The 25,680-nt window shown below is 56.5% G+C and carries 22 protein-coding genes; 11 read left to right on the forward strand and 11 right to left on the reverse strand.

Annotated elements, in window-relative coordinates; genetic code table 11:
• Positions 1-896, forward strand: an 896-nt coding sequence (locus A1355_RS21505) for an ATP phosphoribosyltransferase regulatory subunit (RefSeq protein WP_064031335.1), incomplete at its 5' end; no start/stop codon positions are given.
• Positions 897-910: 14 nt separating this feature from the next.
• Complete coding sequence (locus A1355_RS21510) at positions 911-2,206, forward strand: adenylosuccinate synthase (protein ID WP_064031336.1); 1,296 nt, start codon at positions 911-913, stop codon at positions 2,204-2,206.
• Between the two features lie 445 nt (positions 2,207-2,651).
• Here the strand turns inward: A1355_RS21510 and A1355_RS21515 are convergent, their stop codons facing one another.
• Genes A1355_RS21515 through A1355_RS21525 form a run of 3 tightly spaced genes read right to left on the reverse strand, consistent with a single transcriptional unit; the run spans position 2,652 to position 8,361 of the window.
• Positions 2,652-4,091 (reverse strand): TolC family protein, encoded by a 1,440-nt coding sequence (locus A1355_RS21515; protein ID WP_064031337.1) that lies wholly within the window; start codon positions 4,089-4,091, stop codon positions 2,652-2,654.
• Entirely contained in the window at positions 4,078-7,254 is a 3,177-nt protein-coding gene (locus A1355_RS21520; RefSeq protein WP_064031338.1) for an efflux RND transporter permease subunit, read from the reverse strand. Before A1355_RS21520 ends, A1355_RS21515 begins: the two co-directional genes overlap by 14 nt.
• A gap of 21 nt (positions 7,255-7,275) precedes the next feature.
• Positions 7,276-8,361 (reverse strand): efflux RND transporter periplasmic adaptor subunit, encoded by a 1,086-nt coding sequence (locus tag A1355_RS21525; RefSeq protein WP_064031339.1) that lies wholly within the window; start codon positions 8,359-8,361, stop codon positions 7,276-7,278.
• 559 nt (positions 8,362-8,920) lie between these two features.
• Here A1355_RS21525 and A1355_RS21530 point away from each other — a divergent pair.
• On the forward strand, positions 8,921-9,100 hold the full coding sequence (locus A1355_RS21530; RefSeq protein WP_064031340.1) for a hypothetical protein: 180 nt from the start codon (positions 8,921-8,923) through the stop codon (positions 9,098-9,100).
• A gap of 281 nt (positions 9,101-9,381) precedes the next feature.
• Here the strand turns inward: A1355_RS21530 and A1355_RS21535 are convergent, their stop codons facing one another.
• Positions 9,382-9,747 (reverse strand): hypothetical protein, encoded by a 366-nt coding sequence (locus tag A1355_RS21535; RefSeq protein WP_064031341.1) that lies wholly within the window; start codon positions 9,745-9,747, stop codon positions 9,382-9,384.
• A gap of 506 nt (positions 9,748-10,253) precedes the next feature.
• Here A1355_RS21535 and A1355_RS21540 point away from each other — a divergent pair.
• Complete coding sequence (locus A1355_RS21540) at positions 10,254-11,681, forward strand: sigma-54-dependent transcriptional regulator (protein WP_064031342.1); 1,428 nt, start codon at positions 10,254-10,256, stop codon at positions 11,679-11,681.
• Between the two features lie 16 nt (positions 11,682-11,697).
• Here the strand turns inward: A1355_RS21540 and A1355_RS21545 are convergent, their stop codons facing one another.
• From A1355_RS21545 to A1355_RS21575, 7 genes are all read right to left on the reverse strand, one after another.
• Complete coding sequence (locus A1355_RS21545) at positions 11,698-12,177, reverse strand: cupin domain-containing protein (protein WP_064031343.1); 480 nt, start codon at positions 12,175-12,177, stop codon at positions 11,698-11,700.
• Positions 12,178-12,356: 179 nt separating this feature from the next.
• Positions 12,357-14,234 (reverse strand): potassium transporter Kup, encoded by a 1,878-nt coding sequence (locus A1355_RS21550; RefSeq protein ID WP_064031344.1) that lies wholly within the window; start codon positions 14,232-14,234, stop codon positions 12,357-12,359.
• A gap of 193 nt (positions 14,235-14,427) precedes the next feature.
• Entirely contained in the window at positions 14,428-15,135 is a 708-nt protein-coding gene (locus A1355_RS21555) for a response regulator (protein ID WP_064031345.1), read from the reverse strand.
• Entirely contained in the window at positions 15,132-16,631 is a 1,500-nt protein-coding gene (locus A1355_RS21560; protein ID WP_064031346.1) for a DUF4118 domain-containing protein, read from the reverse strand. The genes A1355_RS21555 and A1355_RS21560 overlap by 4 nt, the downstream gene beginning before the upstream one ends.
• Positions 16,632-16,685: 54 nt before the next feature.
• Positions 16,686-18,173 (reverse strand): sodium:proton antiporter NhaD, encoded by a 1,488-nt coding sequence (gene nhaD, locus A1355_RS21565; protein WP_064031347.1) that lies wholly within the window; start codon positions 18,171-18,173, stop codon positions 16,686-16,688.
• Positions 18,174-18,396: 223 nt separating this feature from the next.
• The gene (locus tag A1355_RS21570; RefSeq protein ID WP_082885698.1) at positions 18,397-19,077 is read right to left on the reverse strand and encodes a laminin B domain-containing protein; all 681 of its coding nucleotides are present in this window, start codon (positions 19,075-19,077) and stop codon (positions 18,397-18,399) included.
• A 53-nt stretch (positions 19,078-19,130) separates the two neighbouring features.
• Positions 19,131-19,661 carry a hypothetical protein gene (locus A1355_RS21575; protein ID WP_064031349.1) on the reverse strand — a complete coding sequence of 177 codons (531 nt, stop codon included), beginning with the start codon at positions 19,659-19,661 and terminating at the stop codon, positions 19,131-19,133.
• A 401-nt stretch (positions 19,662-20,062) separates the two neighbouring features.
• Here A1355_RS21575 and cysT point away from each other — a divergent pair, with 401 nt between their 5' ends.
• The 7 genes from cysT (at position 20,063) to A1355_RS21610 (ending at position 25,526) form a co-directional block, all read left to right on the forward strand.
• Positions 20,063-20,890, forward strand: coding sequence for a sulfate ABC transporter permease subunit CysT (gene cysT / locus A1355_RS21580; RefSeq protein WP_064031350.1), 828 nt, complete (start codon positions 20,063-20,065; stop codon positions 20,888-20,890).
• Between the two features lie 9 nt (positions 20,891-20,899).
• Positions 20,900-21,763 carry a sulfate ABC transporter permease subunit CysW gene (cysW, locus tag A1355_RS21585; protein WP_064031351.1) on the forward strand — a complete coding sequence of 288 codons (864 nt, stop codon included), beginning with the start codon at positions 20,900-20,902 and terminating at the stop codon, positions 21,761-21,763.
• Between the two features lie 58 nt (positions 21,764-21,821).
• On the forward strand, positions 21,822-22,865 hold the full coding sequence (locus A1355_RS21590) for a sulfate/molybdate ABC transporter ATP-binding protein (protein WP_064031352.1): 1,044 nt from the start codon (positions 21,822-21,824) through the stop codon (positions 22,863-22,865).
• Between the two features lie 52 nt (positions 22,866-22,917).
• On the forward strand, positions 22,918-23,823 hold the full coding sequence (locus tag A1355_RS21595) for a LysR substrate-binding domain-containing protein (RefSeq protein WP_064031353.1): 906 nt from the start codon (positions 22,918-22,920) through the stop codon (positions 23,821-23,823).
• A gap of 164 nt (positions 23,824-23,987) precedes the next feature.
• Entirely contained in the window at positions 23,988-24,413 is a 426-nt protein-coding gene (locus tag A1355_RS21600; RefSeq protein WP_064031354.1) for a YeeE/YedE family protein, read from the forward strand.
• Complete coding sequence (locus A1355_RS21605; RefSeq protein ID WP_064031355.1) at positions 24,410-24,832, forward strand: DUF6691 family protein; 423 nt, start codon at positions 24,410-24,412, stop codon at positions 24,830-24,832. The genes A1355_RS21600 and A1355_RS21605 overlap by 4 nt, the downstream gene beginning before the upstream one ends.
• Positions 24,833-24,869: 37 nt before the next feature.
• Entirely contained in the window at positions 24,870-25,526 is a 657-nt protein-coding gene (locus A1355_RS21610) for a thiopurine S-methyltransferase (protein WP_064031356.1), read from the forward strand.
• Positions 25,527-25,680: the final 154 nt, after the last annotated feature.

Consider the following 25,680-nt stretch of genomic DNA (forward strand, 5'->3'; position numbering starts at 1 on the left):
GGCCGAACCGGCTGTGCTACGCCGGTACCGTATTGCATGCGGTGGGCGATCCGCTCGAAAAGAGCCGCAGCCCGATGCAAATTGGCGCGGAATTGTACGGCCACTCCGGACTCGAGAGCGACTACGAAGCCATACAGTTGATGTTGGAGATGTTGGCGATCAGCGGCATACAAAACCTGCATCTGGATTTGGGCCATGTGTCTATATACCGGGGCTTGGTCGAATTGGCCGGCTTGAATGTGGCGCAAGAAGCCGAGTTGTTCGATGTTTTGCAACGCAAGGCTGGCGCGGAGCTGGGCGAATTGGTCGAACGCTTTCCGGTCGGCGACGGATTTAAAACTATTTTTAACGCGCTGCCCAAACTGAACGGTGGTCAGGATGTGCTCGATCAAGCCGGGAAATTGCTGGCCGGTATCGACGCCAACGGCATGTTGGCGGCGGCACTGGCCGATTTGCGCGGGATTGCCGACCGGTTGCGCCGCGACTATCCAGTCTTGTCGCTCAGTTTCGATTTGGCCGAACTGCGCGGCTACCATTACCATACCGGCATCGTATTCGCCGCATTCGTGCCGTCGTTGGGACGAGAAATTGCTCGCGGCGGACGCTACGACAACGTCGGTCAAGTGTTCGGCCGGGCGCGGGCGGCGACCGGTTTTAGCGCCGATTTGAAGGTACTGGCGACGTTTTACGACGTCAGCGCCGATGCGCCGGTGCGGACAGTCTTCGCGCCCTATTGCGAGGATGCCGATCTGCGCGAGACCGTTCGCGATTTGCGGGCGTCCGGCGTTCAGGTAATTCAGCAATTGCCGGGGCAGCAGGGCGGGGCCGAAGACATGGGTTGCAACGCGATTTTAGAAAAACAGGCTCAGTGCTGGGTCGTTAAATCATTGGCTTAAGGTTAGAAAAAGTTATGGGAAAAAATGTTGTTGTCATCGGTACGCAGTGGGGCGATGAAGGTAAGGGTAAACTGGTCGATCTGTTGACCGAGCAGGCCGCGGCCGTCGTTCGGTTTCAGGGCGGACATAACGCCGGCCACACCTTGGTGATCAACGGCGAAAAAACCGTGCTGCATCTGATTCCGTCGGGCGTGCTTCGCGAAGGAGTACAGTGTTTGATCGGCAATGGCGTCGTGCTCAGCATGGAAGCCTTGCTAAAGGAAATCGAAATTCTGGAAAAGTCCGGCATCCCGGTGAAGAACCGGCTGCAAATCAGCGAGGCCTGCGCATTGATTTTGCCTATCCATGTGGCAATCGACCAAGCTCGCGAAAAGGCCAGGGGCGATAAAGCCATCGGCACCACCGGTCGCGGTATCGGTCCGGCTTATGAAGATAAGGTGGCGCGGCGCGGTCTACGGGTCGGCGATCTGCGCAATAGCGATGAATTCGCCGCGCGTCTGAAGGAACTGGTGGATTTCCATAATTTCATGCTGGTTCAGTATTACGGTGCCGAGCCGGTCGATTACGCCACGTTGTTGGCGGATACCCTAAGTCTGGGTGAAGTGATCAAGCCGATGCTGACCGATGTCGGCGAGGCACTCTACGCCCACCAGGCCCAAGGCCACAACGTATTGTTCGAAGGCGCGCAGGGCGCATTGTTGGACATCGACCACGGCACCTATCCGTACGTCACGTCCTCCAACACCACGGCAGGCGGCGCCGCCACCGGCAGCGGCGTCGGTCCGTTGGCGCTGGATTATGTGTTGGGGATCACCAAGGCCTACTCTACCCGAGTCGGCAACGGCCCGTTTCCGACCGAATTATTGGACGAATATGGCGATCACTTGGGTGTCAAGGGCCACGAGTTCGGCGCGACCACCGGCCGCAAGCGCCGTTGCGGTTGGTTCGACGCGGTGTCGATGCGTAAATCCGCGCAATTGAACAGTCTGACCGGCATCTGTTTGACCAAATTGGACGTGCTGGACGGCCTGGACAAAATCGGCATCTGTACCGCGTACAAAATCGACGGCGTCGTCACGGACACCGCGCCGCTCGGTGCCGATCAATATGCGGCTTGCGAAGCTGTGGTCGAAGAAATGCCGGGTTGGAGCGGCAGTACCGCCGGCATTACCGAATACGGGCAACTGCCGGCGAACGCCAAAGCGTATATCGCGCGCATCGAAGAGCTGGTCGGCGTAAAAGTGACTATCCTTTCCACAGGTCCCGACCGCAACGAAACCATCGTACTGGAACATCCGTTCGAGGCTTGAAACGCCTTAGCGAGCCCTCGTCAGCACCAAGCAATTCAAGGGCTGTCGAGGGCAACGGCATCTATTATAGGCGGGTAACTTACAGGCTAGACGTTGCTTCGCGAACAGTTCCGATCAGCTGTCGTTTCCGCGTCGGCAATAGAATTTGACGACTTTTTTCAATTGCACACTGCCCCGCTTTGGATATTGGCCTGCAACGTCGGTTTATCACCGGCCGGATCGGCAGGGGTTTCTGCAGCCGATGGCTCACGGGCGGTAGGCGCGGAGTGCATTCCATGCTGATGCACAACTGAAAATCAATGGGTACGGCGGATTCGTCACTGGGACCTCGTCTGATCTCAGTGTCGGGCTGACGGCTCGTTTTGAACTCGCTCGCCGGCACTGAACCCGCTTGATACCGTTTCGATATTAAAGAACACCGAGTAAAGGCCAATATTCTGAAATTCTAACTTTGCCAGCCGCCACCCAAAGCCTTATACAAATCCACCATCGCGCTGATTTGTTTTTGTTTGGTTTCGATCAGTTCCTTCTTGGCTTCCAGTGCGTCGCGCTGGGTCAATAAAACCTCCAAATAATCCGCTCTTGCCGAGATAAATAACTGGTTGGCGACTTCAATCGATTTGACCAACGAGTCCACTTGCTGGCGTTTTAACTGGTAGTTTTTGTCCAGGTTGTCGATATTGGATATTTGATTGGCCACTTCGGCGTAAGCAGTAATGATGCTTTGTTCGTATTCGTAGGCCGCCTGCACTTGCTTGGCGTTGGCGCTTTTGTATTCGGCGGTGATCGCGTTTTTGTTGACCAGCGGGGCGACCAGTTCGCCGGCCACCATCGCCGCCAACGATTCCGGCGTATTGATTAGGTATTTCAACGCAAACGCCTGAAAGCCGATGCCGGCCTTGATGCCGAACGACGGATAGAAATTGGCCCTGGCGACGTCGATGTTCAAGTCGGCGGCTTTTAATTCCAACTCGGCCTTGCGAATGTCGGGCCGGTTTTGCAATAACTCGGATGGCAGGCCGACACTCAAGGCTTTGGGTTTAATATCCATAAAGCCGCTCGACGCGCGGGCTATCGGTTGCGGCGTTCTTCCCAGCAGCGTATTGATCCGATTCTCGACCACGGTAATCTGCTGCTCGATCTCGTATTGGCGGGCCTGGTTTTTTGCGACTTCGGCTTCGTAACGCTTGACGGCCAGTGTCGTGGTTCTGGCGAAGGTTTGCAATTGTCTGACCACTTGCAAGCCGTTTTGCTGAATCGCGATGTTTTGCCGTAAGTTTTCCAGCTGGTTGTCCAAGGCTATCAATTCGTAATAGGCATGCGCCACCTCGGCGACCAAGTTGGTTACCAAGAAATTTCGGCCTTCGCCGGATGCCATGTAATCGTAGACTGCCACTTGGGTCGCGTTCCGGAGCTTTTTCCAGATGTCGATTTCCCAAGTCGAGAACAGGCCGAATTGGTAATCGCCAAGAAACGCGGGAAACGGTTGGCCCTTGGCGATATTCAGATTGTCCTCGACCGCACCGTTGCGGGTGTATTGCGCAGTCTTCTCGCCGCCCGCCGAGGCGCCGAGTTTGACGAAGGGCATATATTCCCCTTTGCGCGCCTGGATTTCGTTCTCGGCGATGCTGATCCGTTGCGCCATGATGTTGATTTCCTTGTTATTGGCAACGGCGGTATCGATCAAGCTGCGCAGTTGCGGATCGTCGAAGAAGTCCTGCCATTTCACGCTCGCGGCACTCGTCTGCTCGTTTACGCCGGGTTTGAATTGCTCGGGCAACTGCGTATCCGCGGTTTTCTTGGTCATGTCCGGAATGCCGCAGGCTTGCAACACAGCCATCGCCAAAGCCGTTACTAGTAAAATATGGGTTTTATTCGTCAGCATCTTGGGTACCGTAATGATAGGTTTCGGTGAACGGATTGACGTCTTCGTCTTTGATCATGCGTTTGCCTTCGATCAGTTTGGCGAAGATGTAATACAAGCCTGGGATCAGCACCACGCCGAACACGGTGCCGAACAGCATGCCGCCCAACGCCGAGGTGCCGATAGTACGGTTGCCGACCGCGCCGGCGCCGGTGGCGAAGGCCAACGGTACCAGGCCGGCGATGAAGGCAAACGAGGTCATCAGAATCGGCCGAAACCGGGCCTTAGCACCTTCTATCGCCGCTTCGCGGACCGATAAGCCTTGTTCCTGGCGTTGCACCGCGTATTCGACGATCAATACCGCGTTCTTACCGAGCAAGCCGACCAACATCACCAAACCGACTTGGGAGTACACGTCGTTGGCCAAGCCCATGGTCTTCAGCAGTAAGAACGAGCCGAAGATCCCCGCCGGCAACGAGCAGATCACGACCAGCGGCAACACGAAGCTCTCGTATTGGGCCGCCAACACCAAATACACAAACACCAGGACCACGACGAAAATCACCAGCGCCTCGTTGCCGCGCGCCGCTTCGTCGAAGGACAATCCCTCCCAGGCCACATCGAAGCCTTGGGGCAACGTGGCCTTGGCCACTTCCTTGATGGCTTTGATCGCGTCGCCAGAGGTATAGCCGGGCGCCGGTTCGGCGCGGATCGCCGCCGAGTTGTAGAGGTTGTAGCGGGTCAGCTCGTTCGGGCCTTGCTGCGGCTGAACGGTCATAAAGGCCGAGTAGGGCACCATTTCGCCGGCATCGTTTTTGACGTAATAGTTCAAGACGTCGGTCGGGAAGCGGCGAAACTCCGGCAAGGCTTGCACATAGACTTTGAAAAAGTTGTTGAAGCGGATGAAGCCTTGTTCGTAGGTACTGCCGATCATGATGTCCAGATTTTCCATGGCCTTATCGATATTCACGCCTTTTTGCATCGCCAATTTGTTGTCGATTTTCAACTCGTACTGCGGGTAGTTGGCGGCATAAAAGGTGAACAAGCCGGTTAATTCCGGGCGCTTGCGCAACGCGGCCATGAACTCCTGATTGAGTTTGTCGAACTTGAAGTAATCGGTGCCGGTGGTCTTATCCAACAAGCGGAAGGCCAAACCCGATGCCGCGCCGTAGCCCGGTACAGCGGGTGGTTGGAAGAACTCGATCACCGCGCCGAAGTCGTGGGTTTTTTCCTCTAGCTGGCGAATTACGTCCTCCACCGACACCTTGCGCTGGTTCCAATCCTTTAGATTGATGATGCAGGTGCCGGCGTTGGAACCGCGGCCCTCGGTCAAAACCTCGTAGCCGGCCAACGACGATACCGACTGCACGCCGTCGATTTTTTCGGCGACTTCTTCCAGTTGTCGTGCCACTTTGTTGGTGACTTCGATAGTCGAGCCGGGCGGAGTTTGAATGATCGCGTAGATCATGCCTTGGTCTTCGCCGGGGATGAAGCCGGCCGGCAAGGTTTTATCCACAGTGAAGATGCCGAAGGAGAATGCAGCCAACACCACCACAGTGACGATGCGGCGGGTAACCACGACGTCCAGCAACTTGACGTAGCGGCCGGTAACTTTTTCGAACAGATAGTTGAAGCCGTCGATGAACAGCGTAATCGGCGTCCGGCGCTTGGGTTGGCCGTGGGTGTTTTTCAAGATCATTGCGCACAACACCGGCGCCAACGACAAGGCGACGACGGCGGAGATGATGATGGATGAGGCCATCGCGATCGAAAACTGCCGGTAAAACACGCCGACCGGGCCGTTCATGAAGGCGATCGGTACGAATACCGAGACCATCACCAAGGTGATGGCGACGATGGCTCCGCCGATTTCGCCCAAGACCTGCCGAGACGCGGCATAGGGGCTTAAGTGTTCGGCTTCCATTTTGGCGTGTACCGCCTCGACCACGACGATGGCATCGTCAACGACGACGCCAATCGCCAACACCAACGCGAATAGCGTGATCAAGTTGATCGATAAGCCGAAGGCCGACATCACCGCGAACGAGCCGATCAGCGATACCGGCACCGCCAGAATCGGAATTAAGGTTGAACGCCAGTCGCCGAGGAACAGGAATACCACCAAAGTCACCAACACGAAGGCTTCGCCCAAGGTGTGCAAGACCTTGTGAATCGAGGCTTCGACGAAGCGCGACACGTCGTAGTTGATCTCGTAATCCATGCCTTCCGGGAAGGACTTTTTCAGTTCCTCCAGTTTGGCCTTGACGTCTTCGATGACTTTGGTGGCATTGGTGCCGTAGTTTTGCTTCAACACAATCGACGCCGAGGGGAAGGAATCCTTGTCCGAATAAATGTTGTAAAACTCGCTGTCTAAATCGACTTTGGCGATGTCCTTCAAGCGCAAGATTTCGCCTTCCGAATTGGCGCGAATGATAATGTCCGCGTACTGTTCCGGCGTGTTGTACCAGCCTTGGTAAATCAACACGTATTCCTTGGATTGCGCCGCCATCCCGGTGCTCTGGCCGATCCGGCCGGGACGGCCGATGATGCTTTGCTTGGAGATCGCATCCATCACTTCTTCGGTCGAAACGCTATAGGCGCGCATCCGGTCCGGATTTAACCAAATGCGCATCGCGTATTGGCGGGCGCCCAAAATCTGCGCTTGGGCGATACCGTAGATACGCTGGATTTCCGGTATCACGTTGACGTAGGCGTAGTTGAACAGGAATTTCTGGTCGGCATTCTTATCCTTGCTGTACAGGTTGACGTACATCAGCATGCTGGGCTGGACGAAGTTGACCACCACGCCTTCCAGCCGTACCAGATTCGGCAAACGGCTCATCACCTGATCGACTCGGGTTTTGACGTTGACCATCGCGATATTCGGGTCCACGCCCAGCTCGAACAACACTTGAATCGTGGCTTCGCCGGCGCTGGTGGCGTCGGAGACGATGTATTTCATGCCCGGCACGCCGTTGATCGCCCGTTCGATGGTAATCAACGAGGATTTAACCAATACGTCGGCACTGGAGCCGGGGAAGGATAGGGATATCGTCACTCGCGGGGGGGCGATATCCGGAAATTGCGAAACGGGCAGGGTGCGGATTGCCAAGAATCCCATGAACAGGAAACTAAGCGACAACACGATCGCCATGACCGGTCTTTTAATAAAGATACTGAACATAGTTAATCTCTGCTCAAAGGATTATTCGGTATAGAGTTTTAATTCAGCGCGAACCTTTTCAGGCGGCATTAAATCGATGTCTACTTTATCGCCCGCGTGGACTTTTCTTAAGCCTTCCAGTAGGATTTTATCGCCGTCTTTCAAGCCCTCTTTGATAATGAATAAATAGGGCAGTTCGGCTCCGATTTTTACGAGTCTTTGTTCTAGTTTTCCGTCGTCTTTCACAACATAGACATAGGTTTTATCGAGAATTTCGAAGGTGGCTTTTTGCGGAATCAATAGGGCGTGTTTGTACGGTTTTTTCATCAGTATCGTGCCGGTTTCGCCATGACGGAGCAATTTATCGGGGTTGGCGAATGTGGCGCGGAATTCGATATTGCCGGCAGTATTATCGAAATCTGCCTCAATAGTTTCTATGGTGCCATCTGTATTATAAACTCTACCGTTAGCCATTCTTAATTTAACTTTGGTTATTGCCTCATCGGCTTTTTGAGATTTGAAATCAAGATATTCGCTTTCAGGTACGTTGAAATACACCCACAATTTACTAATGTCCGATAGCGTGGTTAATAAGGCGCCTTCCTCCACCAAACTGCCAGTCCTGACATTCAAATGGTCCATGATGCCTTCAAACGGCGCATTGATACTGGTGAAGCCTAAATGAGTTTCGGCGAGTTTGACCTCTGCGTTAGCCTTGTCCAGCTTGGCCTTGGCCAATGCTAGTTCGTTTGGCGACACAATTTTTTGATCCGCTAAACCCTTGGTGTTTAGGTATTCGATATTCATCGTATTCGCTTCGGCCTGAGACTTTAGTAATTCGGCTTGATAGATGTTAGGCATGATTTTGAACATCGGCTGACCTCGATGGACTAACTGGCCTTCGTCGACGAAAATATTCTGCAAATACCCCCGTTCCAGAGCACGCACTTCAATATGCCGAAACGCGTGAATCTGGCAGACATATTCCTTGGTTACCTCGGTGTCTTCCCATAAGGGTGTGGTGGCTTCCAGTTTGGGAGGCGCTTCGTGAGTTTCCGTTTCGGTTGTTTGGCAGCCGGATAATAGAATTATAATTAAGCTAAGATAAGCACGTGTTTTAATAATCATCAGTTTTCTCTATGCGAAGCTCCGCAATCGCTGTTGACTTCGGTTTTATGGTGAGTTGCATTAAATCCAATAGCGAATAGCTTGGTATTGGGTGTAACGATTGAGTTAATATTTTGGTTCCCAGTTTTCCCTAAATTGCGACCGCTTATGAATGATTCGGCGAACTTCGCGCAAAAATGCGCGAATTGCATTAGTCACGGTAAAGCAAGCAAAGTGCCAGTTTTTTTTGGCTTAATATCAGTGGGTTATGCGGGCGAGAGGTGAATTGGGGAATATTCCCCGGTGCAAATCCACAACGTGGGGAATATTCCCCACTTTAAAATTCGATATGAGCGGTGAGCCGAGAATGTCGCTTTATTTCAGGCTCGTAATTCACGCGGCAGCGTTAACGTTTAGCCAAAACAGCGAGCTGGATTTCCTTTGTTTTCAACGAGTAGGCCCGATCACCGACGCTCTCCACTTCGGTGGAAGGAATTGCTGGCATGGATATCGCTGTAAGGGTTTGGAGCCCGACTGTTATCTGTCAAACGGCTCGTTTTCAGGTGAACTTGAGGAATGAATGATGAAAAATTACGTACACGAAATAGCCCAATGCACGGCAGCGATATTGATTTCCGCTATGCCGTTTTCGGTGAATGCCAGCGTCGATCCGTTACAGAGTATCAAACCGGCCGCCTTTGAAGTCAGTGTGGATGGCGACGCCAGCGAGCCGCCTTTGCTTGGAGAGCAAGACGAGTAATCGGTGCTTTAATCTCTTCGCATAAGCAATTCCCCGGCATCGCCGGGGAAGAGGTGTCGGCCAGGCCGCCAACGCGCGAGTCGATGTTGCATTTGCGAAGGCAACCAAAAGCTAACGTTTGCGCAACATCATTTTCTAGTCATGAACGGTCGGTGCGGCGTGAGCTAAGCTTAAGTCAGCTAAGACTGTTGCTCCCGACCGAAATTGTGCGCCGCTAGGCAATCCGCTCCAACAAGTCCCGCCTTACTTTTCAAACCTCGACCTTGTTCGCCCAGCTCCGGTTAATCCTTGTCTTTGGGATTGCCGCTAGACACCAATCCCACGAACAACAAGCCGAATAACAGCAATAGTGGCCACGAATACGGAACGATCAGGAAAACACCGAGAAGGGCAAATCCGAGGGCGGCGAAAAACAGCATCATCCCGACGCCAACTAGTGCCAATACGGCCAGTATCCCGAATAGCGCGAACACCGCCAACAGGGTGGGGATTGCCGCCAGGCGAAACAAGGGCGACGCCACGGGTTGGCCGTTGATGGTCAGGTTGAATCCGCCAACTTCTGGATGAAACGCATAGATCAAGCTGGCAAGTAATAGCCCAAGTAGCAGGGTTGCGAATAACAGATGGCGGTTGGGGGATCTGGGCATGCGATTTTCCTCGGGCTAAGATGTGGTTGACGACGTCGCCGTCGCCATAAAATAGGAGTTCGACGGGCTGGTTTCGTCGGTACGGTATTGATGGTTATTTTCCATGAAAACTTCGTGCCCGTTTTTGTTTCGGACGGATGGCGTTGCCTCGCGACGTATTCCGCGAGCGCGGAACACTGGCGATTTGCCCGGAGTCGTGGGTTTGGCGCGGTATTCGAGTCGGCCTAAGTGTTGCCGACGGCAAAATCCGATACCGGCTATCATGCCACCCGTGGTTGCGTTGGTGATTTTCAACCAAATTAAACGGTGATTTTCCCCAAACCTTGATGGGCTAAGACCTTGGTGCGGCGACCGGACGGCTAACTGGACGTTCCGTTGAGCATAGGCGTCGATCTTGCATAAAAAGTTGATATCCGCTTGCCGCCACGACTAAGAACCAACAGTCGCGTTTCGGCCGCCGCAATGGGTGACGGTTTCACTCGCCCACCACCGCCTTTCGCCAACTTATGAACGACAGTATCCTGATCATCGAAGACGAAGCCTTGTTAGGTAGCGAGCTGCAGCGCTATTACGCCCGTATGGGGTTCGAGACCCTGCTGGCGGCCGACTGCGCTCAGGCCAGGGAGATACTCAGCAATCCGGATTTGCGGCCGTCGCTAATCTTGTCCGACCTCAGTCTGCCGGACGGCAGCGGCCTGGATTTGTTGGAAGAAACCCGCGGCAATTTGTCTGACAGCGAATGGGTGTTTCTGACCGGTTACGGCGACGTGCCGGATTCGGTGCGGGCCTTGCGTCTGGGCGCTTTCGATTTTTTGATAAAGCCCTGTCTGCAGGAGCAACTGGACATGGTGGTGCGTAGCGCGTTGCGTAGTGCCAAGGCCCAGCGGCGGATTCTGACCGACTCGGTCAACGCCGGCAAACGCTACGCGCCGGAAACTTTTCTCGGCAACAGCCCGGTCACCCGCCAGACCGGCGACATGCTGCGCCAGCTTAGCCAAGTGCCCTACAGTGCGCTGATTCTGACTGGCGAGACCGGCACCGGCAAGGGCTTGGCGGCCAGGATTCTGCATTACAACAGCGAGCGGGCCAAGGAGCCGCTGGTCGAACTCAACTGCGCGGCCTTGCCGAAGGATCTGCTCGAGTCGGAATTGTTCGGCCACGAAGCCGGCGCCTTTACCGGCGCCAAGGCCCGCCATCGCGGGCTGATCGAACAAGCGCATCGCGGCACTTTGTTTCTGGATGAAATCGGCGAAATGCCCTTGGATCTGCAGGCCAAATTACTGAAAGTGCTGGAGGATCGCAAGTTGCGCCGCCTGGGCGGGGAGAAGGAAATCGACGTGGACATCCGCGTTATCGCCGCCACCAACCGGAATTTACAGGATGAAGTCAAAAACGGCGGGTTTCGTTCCGACCTGTATTACCGGTTGAGTGTGTTCGAACTGCGCTTGCCCAGCTTGTGCGAGCGCATTGGCGACTTGGACGATTTGGTGCCGGCCTTGATCGCTGAATTCAATTTACTGGCCGGCAAGCGGGTCAGCCAAGTATCGCCGCGCGCCTGGCAATTGTTGAAGCGTTATCGATGGCCGGGCAACGTGCGGGAGCTGAGAAATGTGTTGGAGCGTAGCGTGATTTTATCGTCGTCCCAGCAGTTGCCGGAACAATGGTTGCCGAACGAGGATAACGGTGTCGCGGCGATTGCGCAAGAATCGGTGCGTCCGGCTTGCGTTTCGGATGTCTCTGCCGCCGATGGCCTCGTCGCGCGCCTGGAACTGCAGTTTCCGACCGACGGCAGCATGGGTTTGGAGGATATGGAGAGCGAAATCGTCCGCAACATGCTGGACCTTTGCCACGGCAACGTCATGGAAGCCGCCCGTATCCTGAAAACCACCCGCGAAAAAATTCGCTACCGGATCGAGAAATACAAGCTCCGTTAAGTTGAGCGGCGGAGACTCAATACGGGCGGCCGTCCTTGTGTAAAAACTGCCATTGGCCGGCTGCGTCCAACCGCGCCTGCAGGTCGTCGTCGGGATATATAACCGTATCTCCGGGGGCGCGGTCGCCGATTTCCAGGTAAACCACGTCGGCATCGGTGCGGTTGAGTAAATGATGGGCGTCGCCGTCGCCGGCCGGGAAGCCGGCACACATGCCGGCGCATAGCCGGGTCTCGCCTTGATCGGTGACCAAGCTTGCTTCGCCCGACAAGATGTAAACGAATTCGTCCTGTTCGGCGTGGGAATGCCGCAAGGCCGAGCGGGCGCCGGGCGCCAAACGGGTCAGATTGACGCCGAAATTGACCAGGCCGAACGCATCGCCCAAGGGCCGTTTTTCCCGGCCGGCCATTAGCGATGCGAAGGGTTCCGGATAGAGCGAGCGACGGACTCGAGGCGGCACGTCCTCGGCGAAGATGGCGATAGGTTTTTGGCCGGTCATGGTTGTAAGGTCCTAGAATTAAATGGTTCGCGAAAGTATGGCCGGAAATTCGAAACCCACGGCGGCGAACCGAATAAGAACTTGGCGGCGGCGTCTTTCAGAATTTCGCTCGTCATGCGACGAGTCGCCGAAAAAATGGTCCGATCGCCTCGCCCGCGGCCGCCGTTGTCGCCGCGAGTTTACAACTCGATTCGTATCCCCAGTTCGATGACGCGATCGACCGGAATCTTGAAATATTCGATCGCGCTGGAGGCGTTATGGAATAAAAAGCGGAACAGCGGGCGTTGCCAGTTGGGCATCGGACAGCGGCGGCGGAACGAGAGTTTTTCGCTGGCGATGAAGAACGACGCATGTTTCTGATCAATGATCAAACCCTCGCGGGCGCAGAGTTGCAAGGCCCGGCGCACATCTTGTTCCTCTTGGAAACCGAAATACATTTTGACCCGGTAGAAACTGTTGTTTTCCCCGAATAGTCGGATTTTGATGCGTTGAGCCTCGTCTACGTAAGGAACGTCCTTGGTGACGATGGTCAGAACGATCATTTGCTCGTGCAAGATGTGGTTGTGTTCCAGATTGTGCAGCAGGACCAGCGGTACGCCGTGCAGGGTTTTTGCCAGATAGATCGCGGTGCCGGGTACGGTTTTCAGTTTGCGGGTTTGCAGTCGGTTTTCCAATTCCTCGAACATCACCCGTTTTTCGTCCATGTGCCGGGCCAGTAACTGTCGGCCTTGGATCCAGGTGACGATGATGACGAACAGCGCCGCGCCGACTGTCAGCGGCAACCAGCCGCCTTCCGGAATCTTGATGCTGTTGGCTAGAAAGAACAACACGTCGAAACTTAAAAACAGCGACAGGAAACCGATGCTGGTGGCTTCGTTCCAACGCCACAACTCTTTGATGACGATGAAGGCCAGTATCGTCGTGGTAATCATCGTGCCGGTCACCGCCAGGCCGTAGGCCGAGGCCAGCGCCGAGGAGGAGCGAAATTCCAGTACCAGCACGAATACCGCCGCCATCAGCAACCAGTTGACCGCCGGGATATAGATTTGACCCATCTCGTCGCCGGAGGTGTGCAAAATCCGCATTCGCGGCGTGTAGCCCAGTTGTATCGCTTGGCGGGTCAGCGAAAACGCGCCGGAAATCACGGCCTGCGAAGCGATGACAGTCGCCAGCGTCGATAGCAACAGCAGCGGGTACAGCGCCCAATTCGGCGCCATCAGATAAAACGGATTTTCCACGGCGGCGGGATTTTCCAGTAGTAGCGCGCCTTGTCCGAAGTAGTTCAGTAACAATGCCGGAAAGACGAAACCAAACCAGGCGAACCGAATCGGTTTTAAGCCGAAATGCCCCATATCGGCATACAAGGCTTCGGCGCCGGTGATGACCAGCACGACCGATCCCATTACGACGAAACCCCGCCAACCAAGCTCGCTGAGCAGCGCTACGCCGTGGTAGGGATTAATCGCACCGAGGATTTGCGGATGGCTGGCGATGTTGACGATACCCAAGGCGGCCAAGCTGACAAACCAGACGCACATGACCGGAGCGAATAGCCGGCCGACGTGTTCGGTACCCTTGGCTTGCACCAAAAACAGCGCCGTCAGCACCGCTAGGGTAATCGGCAGTACGTAATGCTCCAGTTTGGGCGCGACGATCTGCAGGCCCTCGACCGCGCTGAGCACCGAAATCGCCGGGGTAATGATGCTGTCGCCGTAAAACAACACCGCGCCGATCAAGCCGGTGGTGATGATGAAGCTGGCCTTGCGCGGATCCTGTTTAGCGGTCTTCAGCGCCAGTGCCAGCAGGGCCATGATGCCGCCTTCGCCGTCGTTGTCTGCGCGCATGATGAAAATCGCGTATTTGGTGGTGACCACTAGCGCCAGCGACCAAAAGATCAATGACAGCGCGCCATGCACATGCGCGGTATCGGTCGATAGACCGGCATGGAACACTTCCTTGACCGCGTACAGCGGGCTGGTGCCGATATCGCCGAAAACCACGCCGATGGCGCTGAGTGTCAAGGTTTTCAGTTGCGACGGGTTGGGGTTTGCTGACATGAAGTATCCGGGCAAAAGGCTGGGGCGGGCGGAAATTGGGGTGCGCCTGCTAAAGGCAAAACGCCGGCCACTATAATGAATCGCGCATAAAAATGACGTAAAAAATCGCAGACTGGGCTACTAGCTGGCTCCAATTCCGTCCTGTCGAATCGTCGGCGACACAGCTTGTCTACGCGGTCGGATTCCATCGAGCCTACTCCTGTTCGCCGGCCGCTTCTTCGCAAACCAGGCGATAGCCGACGCCGACTTCGGTCAGTAAATAGCGCGGTCGGGCCGGATTGACTTCCAGTTTACGGCGTAATTGCCCCATGTAGATTCTCAAATAATGCTGGTCATGGACATGCTCGCCGCCCCAGACTTCCTGCAACAATTGGCGATGGGTGACCACCAGATCGGCGTGGCGGATCAACAAGCTTAGCAAGCGGAATTCTATCGGCGTCACCCTAACCTCGCTGCCGCGCATACAGACCCGGCGCCGCGCCATATCCACTTGCAGTTCCCCCGTCTCGAAAAGCTCTTGAGTCGCCGAGCCGCGCGCGATCCTTCGCAGCAAGGCTTGCAGGCGGGCATGCAATTCGCCGCTACCGAACGGTTTGGTCAAATAATCATCGGCGCCGGCGTCCAACGCGGCGATTTTATTGTGTTCCTGGCTACGAGCCGACAGGATCAGGATGGGCTGGTCCGACAGTTGGCGCAAGCGGCGGGTTACGGCGATGCCGTCCATATCCGGCAGTCCCAGATCGAGTATCACCAGATCGGCTTGGCCGGCCAACGTCAGCCCGGTCTTGCCACAATCGGCCTCGGCGATGCGCCAGCCGCGATTTTGCAGACTGGTCTTCAGAAATCTACGAGTTTGGGCGTCGTCTTCAATCAACAGAATGCGTGGGGCCGACTCGTTCATACTAGTTCCTCGAGCGCGGTCGGGAGTGCTTGTTCGGGTTGCGGCAAATCGATGACGAACACCGCGCCCTTACCTGGCTGATTTTCGGCCCGAATCCGCCCGCCGTGGGCCTCGACGATGGTGCGGCACAGGGCCAGTCCAAGACCGACTCCAGTGTGCTGGGTTTCGTGGGCGCCCCGGAAAAATTTCTCGAAAATCTTGTTCTCCAGGCCGCCGGGAATGCCGGGGCCATAGTCCGCGACACACAAGCGGATGCCGCCTTCGGCGCGTTCGGCGGATAAATCGACCGGCGTACCGGGCGGCGTGTGTTTGATCGCATTTTCGATCAGGTTGACTAACACTTGCTCCATCAGTACGGCGTCGATTCGCATCAGCGGCAAGTCGTCGGGAATCCGGGTGCGTACCGGACGCCCTTGCAAACCGCTGTCGAGCCGATGCAGCGCACTGCCGACCAGTTCCTCGATCGCATTCCATTCCCGGTGCAGGACCCATTCGCCGCAATTCAGCCGGGCCATGTCCAACAACTTGCCGGTCAAATCCGACATGCGCCGGGCTTCGTCGAGTATCGTTTTCTGGCAGTCGTCGCGGTCGGCGACGCTCAGACGGTCGCGATGGTCGATCAGCGCGCCGACCGCGCCGACAATACGCGTCAGCGGGGTACGCAAGTCGTGAGAGATCGAACTGAGCAAGGCATTGCGCAGGCCTTCGGCTTCGGCTTGCAAGCGGGCTTCCCGCGCTTGGCCGGCGAATTGCAGGCGTTCCAGATTCAGCGCGATCAGATTGCAAAACGTCTCAAGAAAGGTGTCCGCTTCGCGACTATCCGAATCGGCCCGCTTCAGTATTAGGACGCCTTGCCGCGATTCCGAGCCGCATAACGGAAAATAGCGGGCCGCGGCGGTGGTGACCGTCCGATTGTCCCGAAAGGCCAGCGTCGCGGCCGCCGGGTCGAGTTCGTCCGCGAGGCGAGGTGGGAGTTGGTCCAGATCGGCGGCCGCCACCAGCCTGCAAACCGTGCCGAAGACTTGGAGGATATGGCGCTCGGCGAGTTCGGTCACCCGTTCGCCGTTCTCGACGCCGGCCAAATCCCGGCTGAGTCGATACAAGGCGTCGCTGCGGGCTTCCCGTTGCCGGGCCAGTTCGGTCTGCTTTCGGGCTTGATTCTGCAATTTACTGGTGAGGTTGGCGACCACGACCATGACCGCCAAGCCGACCGCGTTTTCCAGATCGGAAATCGCGAACGAAAAAATCGGCCGTGCGAAATAAAATGCAAACATTGGCGCGCTGATCAGCGATGCGAGCAAAGAGGCGTTGCGGCCATAGCGACTGGCGACCAGAAACACGCCCAGCAGATAGGTCATCAGAATGCTGGCCTCGCCGAGCAGATGACGTAGCGGCCAGGCCAACGCGGTACACAGCAAGGGCGCGGCGACGCCCCAAGCGTAGCCGGTCAGGCGTTGGCGGGATTGATGTGGGGCGGCGAGCGGGTTGCGATTCATCGATAGCTTGCGGTACCTGCCGGGTTGGGTTTAATAAGCCTACGGAGTTCGGCCCTAAAAGGTAGCGGCGTTGATCCAGAAATGTACGCCGATGCTGGCGAAGTAAGCCAGTAAAATCACCGGACACCATTTCATGTGACTGGCGAAGGTGTATTGGCCTTTGGCTTGGCCCAACAAACCGATGCCCGGCGCCGAGCCTATCGCCAACAAACTGCCGCCGACGCCCAGCGTCAAGGTCAACAGCAACCATTGGCCTTGCGGGATATCCGGATGCATCGTCAGTACCGCGAACATCAAGGTGCCATTATCGACGAAGGCCGAGCAAAGTCCGATCATGACATTGGCCAGCGTCGGGCTGAATTGCCCATACAGTACCTGCGACACGGCATCCAAGTAGCCGATAAATCCCAAGCCGCCGATGCCCATCATCGCCCCGTAAAAAAACAACAGGGTATCCCATTCCAGGCGGCCGACTTTGTCGAATATATCCAGACGGCGGGCTTCGAATTCGGATTGTTGCAGATCGCCGCCGCCGAAGAACAGCGAGAAATCCGATGGGATCGGTTTGGCGGGGTTGTCCGACTTTTGCAGGTAGAAGTAAAAGAATTGCAGCAGCGACAGTCCGGCCATCATGCCCGCCGCAGCCGGCAATTTCAGACTCATATCGAAACCCACCGCCAATGCGATCGTCACGCCGAACAAAAACAGAATCCGTTTGGCGCCGCGCGGCATCATCAATATCTCGGATGCCACGGCCGGCTTGGCGGCGGGTACCGCGAAGTGCATCGCCAGCGCCGGCACTAAGAAGTTGACCAGACAAGGCAGGAACAGTTTGAAGAATTCGGTGAAACCCAGCATGCCGTGCTGCCAGACGAATAGCGTCGAAATTCCGCCCAACGGGCTGAAAGAGCCGCCGGCATTGGTTGCGATCACCACATTCAGACAGGCTAGGTTGACGAAGCGCGGGTTGTCCTTGCCGACCGCGACGACCACCGCGCCCATCAGCAATCCGGCGGTCAGACCGTTGACGACGCAAGACACCAAGAACACCAGCCCGCCGGTGATCCAGAACAACTGCCGGTAGCTAAGTTGCTTGTCAACCAGCCAAATTTTCAGCGCCTTGAATAGCCCCATATCCTCCATCGCGTTCAGGTAGGTCATCGATACCATGATGAACAGCAGCAGTTCGATGTAGCTTTGCAAATTGCTCTTGAAGGCGGCAACCGCGACCGGTGCTTGGCCGAGTTGTCGGTAGGCCAGTACGATCAGAAACCAAATGAGTGTCGCTGCCAGCAACATCGGCTTGGATTTGCGCAATTGGGTGGTTTCTTCGAACATCGCGGCGATGTAGGCGGCGAGCATCAATACCAAGCTGGCGTAGCCGGCCCAATGCCCGGTCAAATTCATCGGTATCGGCGCCGTCACCGACTCGGCATGACCAGAAACTGGCCAAAACAGCAAGGCCAACGGCAGGGACGTCGCTAGTCCGGTTCCGCCAAGCGCCAATCGGATTGGGGGGAGTTGAATCCGACATTGTGACATGCTGTTTTCGCGGCCTCTCGCAAGTGTGTGGGGCGCCGGCGCGGGCGGCGCGGCGTGGATGCGAGGATTCTAGCGGCAGGGGCGTAAAAATGGCGTAAAGGCGGTGGTTCGGCTAACGATGCGGCGAACGTCGATTCCGACAGTGGTTATCCGAATTGGGAGCCTAAACCGGCCGCGCTCGATGTTGCAAGTCGCGGCCGGAAATGGCGTCTGCCCTGTTGTCTCAAGCGGCCGCGCGGCGGCGAGATGAGAGGATGTTTAGCCCCAACAGGCCGAAGCCGAATAAGGCCGCCGCTCCCGGCAACGGAACGGCGCCCAGGCGCACGTTATCGAGGCCGGCGGTTTCGACGATCCCGTCGGTGTATTCGGCGTGGATGTACAAGCCGCTCAAATTGGACAACACGGTGCTGAAGTCGCCGATCGTGGCGAATGCGCCGTCGGTAGTCGCTACTCGCCATTCGGAGGACGGTGCGAAATTGACGCTAACCCGCGTCCAGCCGCTGTTCGGGACAATCGCGGGATCGCGGCGCCACAGCAGGCGTTGGCCTCCGCCGACCAGCATCAGATCGGTGGTTTGCCAGTTGACCGCGCCGTCCCGGTAGGTTAAATCGTAGGAAAGTGCTTGAGCGGCGGTCTGGTTGCCCAGAAACGCCGCCGGCGCCGAAAACGTAAAATCGCCGTTGTCGGGATCGGTCGCGGCAATGTAATTGCCGGGATGGCCGCCTCCCAGGATGTGGTTGACGGCGTAACGGCCTTTCTCGGTGTAGTCGTTTCGACTGAAGTCGGTAAAGCTGACGACTTCCCAGCCTTCGCTATCGGTTTCGAAATTGCTGACGACGGTCGCGTGAGCCGCCGCGCCGTAAAACGCGGCGGCAATCATTGATACCAGTATGGATCGAGTCATGGCATGCTCCTTTTCGGGGTGGATAAAAAACGTTAACCGGCAACAGCGCAGGCTTAGTTGCGGTAGTGATGTATCTCCGGCGGTCTACCCGGTATCAGCAGGCCTTGGTCGACCGCGATCGGCTTTTGGTCGCGCGGCGTTCGATAAATCCAGTAAGTAAAGTACAGCGAGCCGGGTGTGGCGACCGCGCGTTTCTCCAATTCGCGAAACGGGCCGACGTTGATTGCCCCCAACTGCGGGACCAGATTGATGTCGGTGGGACCGCCCAAGGTGTGCGGGATTGCGTGGCCGCGATGATAGAGCGGACCGGCGCTGAGCGGGTGGCCGGCCATCCGCGAGCGATCCCTGGGCTCGCCGTGGCGGCCCCGGCTGACGCCGAAGGCCGCCAATAGGCGCTCGGCGGCGATATCGAACAAATAGTTAAAGCCGTCGACTTCGGTTTCGACGACGTCGAATGCGATGCCGATTCGACCGTAATCGTCCAGCCAGACCTTGATCAAGTACGGAATCACTTTATCGTCGAAGACCCCTGGTCCACCGCTTGCCGCGGCCAGGAATTTCGTCAAGTCGGGATAGTTTGCCATTGGTGCTCCTGAAAAGCCCCGTTCGGAGGGTGCCGGGGACGGTTTGCCTAGCCGGGATTCTGATTCGACCACAGCCGGCGCGCAAGTGGAATTTTACCGGAACCGACTAGATTGGTTTGCCTCGGGGATGGCAGTCCGCAATACCTAATGGCTTTTGATGCTCATCGCTTGACGGGTACTTGATCGCCCGCGACAACGACACTCAGAGGGTACAAGCAGTTTTGCGATTCGAACTCGACTTAGAGTTCGAGAGTTTCGGCAATCCAGCCAGGTTTCGCGACGAGTGATTATCTAAAATACAGATTTAGTTTTCTATTTATATCATTTCATCTGTTATTCGCAATTCTTTACCATTGGCTCCGACTATATCGTTTTACGCAATAACGGAGCGGAGAGGCGCGATGACGCAAAGCAAGATCATACCGGGCTTTAGGCCGGCGCTAACCTACACGCTGATTTACTTGGCGCTGGTGGTTTTGATTCCGCTGAGTACGCTGGTATTCAAGAGTTTGCAATTGGGATGGCAGGAATACCTGGACATCATCACGCATAAACGCGTGTTGGCTTCGTTTCAAGTCAGTTTCAGCACTGCGTTGTTGGCGGCCTTGGTGGCCGGCGGCTTTGGCGGCGTGATCGCTTGGGTGTTGGTGCGTTATCCGTTTCCGGGTAAGCGCTTGCTGGATGCGTTGATCGATCTGCCGTTTGCGTTGCCGACTGCCGTGGCTGGCGTGGTGCTGGCGACGATTTATCAACCCAGCGGCTGGTTGGGCAAGTGGTTGAGCGCCAATCTGGGCCTGCAGGTTGCTTACAAGCCGTTGGGTATCGTGGTGGCGTTGATCTTTATCGGCATTCCGTTCGTGGTTCGTACCGTCGAGCCGGTGTTGCAGGAATTCGATACCAATATGGAAGAAGCAGCGGCCAGCTTGGGGGCCTCGCGCCTGCAGGTGTTCGGCAAGGTGATATTTCCGAACATGTTTCCGGCGCTGCTAACCGGCGTGTCGCTGGCGTTCGCGCGCGGCATCGGCGAGTACGGCTCGGTGATTTTCATTGCCGGCAATCTGCCTTACGTCTCGGAAATCGTGCCGCTGCTGATCGTCACCAAACTCGAACAATTTCAATACGGCGCGGCGACCGCGATCGCGCTGACGATGCTGGTGGTGTCGTTCTTATTATTGCTTTTAGTGAATTTATTGCAGCTCTGGGTGCGGCGGCGCTCCGGGCAGATTTAGGAGTTAACCATGCATGCCACTGTACATGTCGTCGGCGACGGTGCCGGTCAAGCCCAGCGGAAAGCCTTACAAGATCCAAGCTGGCTGCGTTGGAGCTTGGTCGCGGTTGCGGTCGGATTCATCGCGTTGTTTCTGTGCGCCCCGTTGATTCTGGTGCTGCTGCAGGCGTTCGCGAAAGGCTGGGACGCGTATTGGCAAGCCTTGGGTCAACCGGATGCGGTCGCGGCGTTGAAATTGACCTTGCTGGTCGCGGCAATCACGGTGCCGCTGAACACAATATTCGGCGTCGCCGCCGCCTGGACCATCACCCGTTTCGAGTTTCCCGGCAAAAGCTTGCTGACCACGCTGATCGATCTGCCGTTTTCGGTATCGCCGGTGATTTCCGGTCTGATCTTCGTATTGCTATTCGGCGCGCAAGGTTGGTTAGGCGATTGGTTGTCGGCACAACAGATCAAAATCATTTTCGCGGTACCCGGCATCGCGCTGGCGACGATATTTATTACCTTTCCGTTCGTGGCTCGCGAATTGATTCCGCTGATGCAGGAAATGGGCAGCGAGGAAGAGGAGGCCGCGTTGTCGTTGGGCGCGACCGGCTGGCAAACGTTCTTCAAAGTGACCCTGCCCAATATCAAATGGGCCTTGTTATACGGCGTATTGCTGTGCAATGCCCGGGCGATGGGCGAATTCGGGGCGGTATCGGTGGTGTCCGGCCATATTCGCGGCGTGACCAACACGCTGCCGTTGCACGTCGAGGTCAGCTACAACGATTACGACGCGGTCGGCGCCTTTGCCAGCGCGTCAATCCTGGCCGGCCTGGCGATTATCACGCTGGTATTGAAGAGTTTCCTGGAATGGAAGCAAGCCCGAGCCTAAAACACTCTCGGCCAAGCTTAAGCCAGTTCCCGAGCACCTTATTGATTGGAGTTCCAATATGAGCATTCTATTAGCCGACATTAGTAAAACCTTCGGCGCATTTCACGCGCTGCACAACATCGACCTGGAGATTCCGGAAGGCGAATTGGTTGCGCTGTTAGGGCCTTCCGGCTGCGGCAAGACCACTTTGCTGCGCATCATTGCCGGCCTGGAGTCGCCCGACAGCGGTCGAGTCTTGTTGAGCGGCGAGGACAAAACCGACCAACATGTTAGCCGGCGCGGCATCGGCTTCGTGTTTCAACACTATGCCTTGTTCCGGCACATGACGGTGTTCGACAACGTGGCGTTCGGTTTGCGGGTCAAGCCGCGCAAGCAACGTCCCAGCGAAACCGACATCGCCAAGAAGGTCCACGCGCTGCTGGAGCTGGTACAACTGGATTGGCTGGGCGAGCGCTTTCCGGATCAGTTATCCGGCGGCCAGCGCCAACGGATCGCGTTAGCCAGGGCCTTGGCGGTCGAACCCGACGTGTTGTTGCTGGACGAACCCTTCGGCGCGCTGGATGCCAGCGTCCGTAAGGATTTGCGGCAATGGCTGCGCAATCTGCACCAGGAACTGCACGTCACCAGTATTTTCGTGACTCACGATCAGGAAGAAGCGATGGAAGTCGCCAGTCGGGTGGTGGTGTTGAACCAGGGCCGGATCGAGCAGAGCGGCGCGCCGGCCGAGATTTACGACCACCCGGCCAATGCCTTTGTGTCGCGCTTCATCGGCCAGACCAACGTGATCCATTTGACGGAGCAAGATCAACACTGGTTGGCGCGGGCGGGGATCAGTTTGGACGAGCCGGACGGCTTGATCGCCCATATTCGCCCGCAGCATATCGACGTCGCCAAGGCCGGGGCCGCGTCGCCGTCGCAAATCACGTTGAAGGATTGGCAGCACCTGGGCTCGACGATACGGGTGGAATTGCTGAATCCGCAAGACAACGGTTCCGGGGCCAGATTGTTTGCCGAGATGCCTAACGAGCTGTTCACGCAACTTCAGTTGAACAAGGGCGATCGGGTCGATCTGCAAATACGGCAGGCACATTGGTTCAATTAACGCGGTAGCCGAACTCAGCCGTTTGTGGCGATTCGGCAAGGTAGGGAACTCTATGAATTTGAATCAACTGGAATTGCTGCGCGCGTTGCGGGAAACCAATTTCAACCAATCGAAGGCCGCCGAAAAGCTGCACGTGGTGCAGTCGGCCGCCAGCCGGCAATTGCAATTGCTGGAAGAGGAATTGGGCTCGCCGATCTACGAACGCCAGGGCAAAAAGCTGTTACGGCTGACGCCGTTCGGCGAACGTATCATGGAGCAGGTGGAACGCATCACCCAGGCCAAGAAAAACATTCAGGTGATGGCCGACGACTTTCGCGATAATCGCAACGGCGCGTTACATATCGCCACCACCCACACTCAGGCTAAATATCTGCTGCCGGGGCCGGTGCAGCGTTTTCGCGGCAAATATCCCGGCATCACGATTTACATGGTGCAATCGGCGCCCGAGCAACTGATTGAGCAGTTGTTCCAGCACAAGGCCGACATCGTCATTTGCACCGAAAAACTGGTGGAAGACGAAAAACTGGTGGTGCAGCCTTGCTACGACTGGCAGCATATTGCGGTGGTGCCGCGGCATCATCCGCTGGCGCAGGGGGATATCACCTTGGGACGTCTGGCGGCGTTTCCGATATTGACCTATACCCACGGTTTTACCGGCCGTTCCAATATCGAAAAGGCTTTCAAAACCGCCGGCAAGCCGCTGGACATTACGTTGGCGGCCGCCGACTCCGATGTGATTAAAACCTATGTTCGGCTCGGTTTGGGTGTCGGCATCATCGCCGATATTTCCTATCAGCCCGAGGAAGACAGCGATCTGGTGGCGCTGAATCTGGCTCACTTGATTCCGCGTTCGGTCACTAAACTCGCTTATCTGAAGCAGCTCTATCTGCCGGCCTATCTACGCTACTTCATCAGCGAATTGCTGGAGGGCCGGCCAGCCGGGCGATTTCCTGGCTAATCCCGTTGAAATTGAGCGCAATTTCGGCTAAGTACTTGGCGCACGGCTCGGTTTGACGGCACGATACTTTGTCGCCAACCTCGGCGAACAAAGGGGTTTTTGCGCGAAGTCGCGGGGCCAACGTGTTTCTGATTTAATACACGGGTTTTTTCCGGATTTAACACATGAACCTTTCGACGATTTTATCTTCACTAGCCGGCGGCGCGCTAATCGGGCTGTCGGCGGCGTTGCTGCTATACACCCACAAACATACCGCCGGAATTTCCGGAATTGCCGCTGGATTATGGCAACGCGATGCCGGCTGGCGCGCTTGGTTTCTGGGCGGTTTGTTGATCAGCGCGCCGCTGTATCGCTTGGGCGGCGGCGAGATTGCGATGACGCTCGATCATTCTCCGGCGTGGCTGGCGGTGGCCGGCTTGTTGGTCGGTTACGGTACCCGTCTGGGCAGCGGCTGCACCAGCGGCCACGGGGTATGCGGTATCGCCCGCTTGGCACCGCGTTCGCTGGCGGCGACCGCCACTTTCATGCTTTGCGCGGGCGCGACCGTTTACGTGGTTAGACATATCCTCGCGGCCGGACAATCGTTATGAAAGATAGGGTGTACTTATTTGGATACGGTTTGTTGTTCGGTTTTGGCTTGATCGTCGCGCAAATGACCAATCCGGCCAAAGTGTTGGCGTTTCTGGACGTCGCGGGCGCTTGGGATCCGAGCTTGGCGTTGGTCATGATCGGCGCTTTGGCGACCCTGGGGGGCGCGCGCTACTGGATGCATCGCGATAACAGCGTTGCCGATCACGAGTTGGAACTATCGGTCGGGACTCGGGAGTCGAACCAAATAGATCGCAAATTATTGATCGGTTCAGCCATTTTCGGTATCGGTTGGGGATTGTCCGGGTTTTGTCCAGGACCGGCCCTGGTCGGTTTGACCGCTGGGGACGCCGGAAACTATGCTTTCGTCTCGGCGATGTTCGCCGGATTTTGGTTGTTCAAACGCTTAAACCGATCCTAGCCGTCGTTGCTGGTTCGGTCGATATACAGGAGCTTTCATGCAGGCGGAATTTTGGTTGGAACGTTGGGCGCAAAATCAAATCGGTTTTCACAATCCCGATTACCACCCTGGCTTGGCGGCCTATTGGGACGATTTGCAAGTGCCCGAAGCCAGTACGGTGTTTGTTCCATTGTGTGGAAAGAGTTTGGATTTGTTATGGCTGCGCCGACAAGGCTACCGGATCGTGGCGGTGGAATTGAGCCGAGTCGCGGTCGAGGCGTTTTTTGCCGAAAACGATTTATCGGTTTCAGTTAGCCGGCAGGGCGAGCTGGCCGTGTTCGCGGCCGACGGATTGACCATCTATTGCGGCGATTTTTTCGCGCTGACCGCCGCCGAACTCGCCAATGTAGCCGGCGTTTACGACAGAGCCGCCTTAGTCGCCCTGCCGCCAGCGATGCGATCAGCGTATGCCGCAAAAATGCGCGAACTCCTGCCGGCGGGCTGCCGGACGCTGCTGGTGACCTTCGACTACGATCAGGCTGAAATGGCCGGGCCGCCTTTCGCGGTGCCGGCTGGGGAAGTCGCTACGCTATACGGGAGTTGGTGCGATGTGACTGAAAAGGCCGTGGCGGACATATTGGACGATGAACCTCGATTTCGCGAGCGAGGCGTCAACCGAATCCAGGAATCGATTTATGCGCTGACCGTGCGTTGAGCCGGAATAAGGAGCCAGTTCAGCCGGAGTCTTTGGGCTGGCTTGCTGCGAGACCGGTTCGGGGATTGCCAGCGGACCCGGCCGAGTTTAGTTTCCGGAATAACTGATTTTACCGCTCTGGAGCAGGGCGCACTATACTAAGACTGTCGCTGGC

The sequence above is a fragment of the Methylomonas koyamae genome (assembly GCF_001644025.1).
Lineage (GTDB): Bacteria > Pseudomonadota > Gammaproteobacteria > Methylococcales > Methylomonadaceae > Methylomonas > Methylomonas koyamae_A.

Coding starts and splice junctions, on each gene's coding strand:
- A1355_RS21545 (WP_064031343.1), bottom strand. CDS start 12,177: ATGACCGGCCAAAAACCTATCGCCATCTTCGCCGAGGACGTGCCGCCT.
- A1355_RS21550 (WP_064031344.1), bottom strand. CDS start 14,234: ATGTCAGCAAACCCCAACCCGTCGCAACTGAAAACCTTGACACTCAGC.
- A1355_RS21605 (WP_064031355.1), top strand. CDS start 24,410: ATGAAAGATAGGGTGTACTTATTTGGATACGGTTTGTTGTTCGGTTTT.
- nhaD (WP_064031347.1), bottom strand. CDS start 18,173: ATGTCACAATGTCGGATTCAACTCCCCCCAATCCGATTGGCGCTTGGC.
- A1355_RS21610 (WP_064031356.1), top strand. CDS start 24,870: ATGCAGGCGGAATTTTGGTTGGAACGTTGGGCGCAAAATCAAATCGGT.
- A1355_RS21555 (WP_064031345.1), bottom strand. CDS start 15,135: ATGAACGAGTCGGCCCCACGCATTCTGTTGATTGAAGACGACGCCCAA.
- A1355_RS21520 (WP_064031338.1), bottom strand. CDS start 7,254: ATGTTCAGTATCTTTATTAAAAGACCGGTCATGGCGATCGTGTTGTCG.
- A1355_RS21540 (WP_064031342.1), top strand. CDS start 10,254: ATGAACGACAGTATCCTGATCATCGAAGACGAAGCCTTGTTAGGTAGC.
- A1355_RS21525 (WP_064031339.1), bottom strand. CDS start 8,361: ATGATTATTAAAACACGTGCTTATCTTAGCTTAATTATAATTCTATTA.
- A1355_RS21510 (WP_064031336.1), top strand. CDS start 911: ATGGGAAAAAATGTTGTTGTCATCGGTACGCAGTGGGGCGATGAAGGT.
- A1355_RS21575 (WP_064031349.1), bottom strand. CDS start 19,661: ATGGCAAACTATCCCGACTTGACGAAATTCCTGGCCGCGGCAAGCGGT.
- A1355_RS21530 (WP_064031340.1), top strand. CDS start 8,921: ATGATGAAAAATTACGTACACGAAATAGCCCAATGCACGGCAGCGATA.
- A1355_RS21560 (WP_064031346.1), bottom strand. CDS start 16,631: ATGAATCGCAACCCGCTCGCCGCCCCACATCAATCCCGCCAACGCCTG.
- A1355_RS21515 (WP_064031337.1), bottom strand. CDS start 4,091: ATGCTGACGAATAAAACCCATATTTTACTAGTAACGGCTTTGGCGATG.
- A1355_RS21595 (WP_064031353.1), top strand. CDS start 22,918: ATGAATTTGAATCAACTGGAATTGCTGCGCGCGTTGCGGGAAACCAAT.
- A1355_RS21570 (WP_082885698.1), bottom strand. CDS start 19,077: ATGACTCGATCCATACTGGTATCAATGATTGCCGCCGCGTTTTACGGC.
- cysT (WP_064031350.1), top strand. CDS start 20,063: ATGACGCAAAGCAAGATCATACCGGGCTTTAGGCCGGCGCTAACCTAC.
- A1355_RS21600 (WP_064031354.1), top strand. CDS start 23,988: ATGAACCTTTCGACGATTTTATCTTCACTAGCCGGCGGCGCGCTAATC.
- A1355_RS21590 (WP_064031352.1), top strand. CDS start 21,822: ATGAGCATTCTATTAGCCGACATTAGTAAAACCTTCGGCGCATTTCAC.
- cysW (WP_064031351.1), top strand. CDS start 20,900: ATGCATGCCACTGTACATGTCGTCGGCGACGGTGCCGGTCAAGCCCAG.
- A1355_RS21535 (WP_064031341.1), bottom strand. CDS start 9,747: ATGCCCAGATCCCCCAACCGCCATCTGTTATTCGCAACCCTGCTACTT.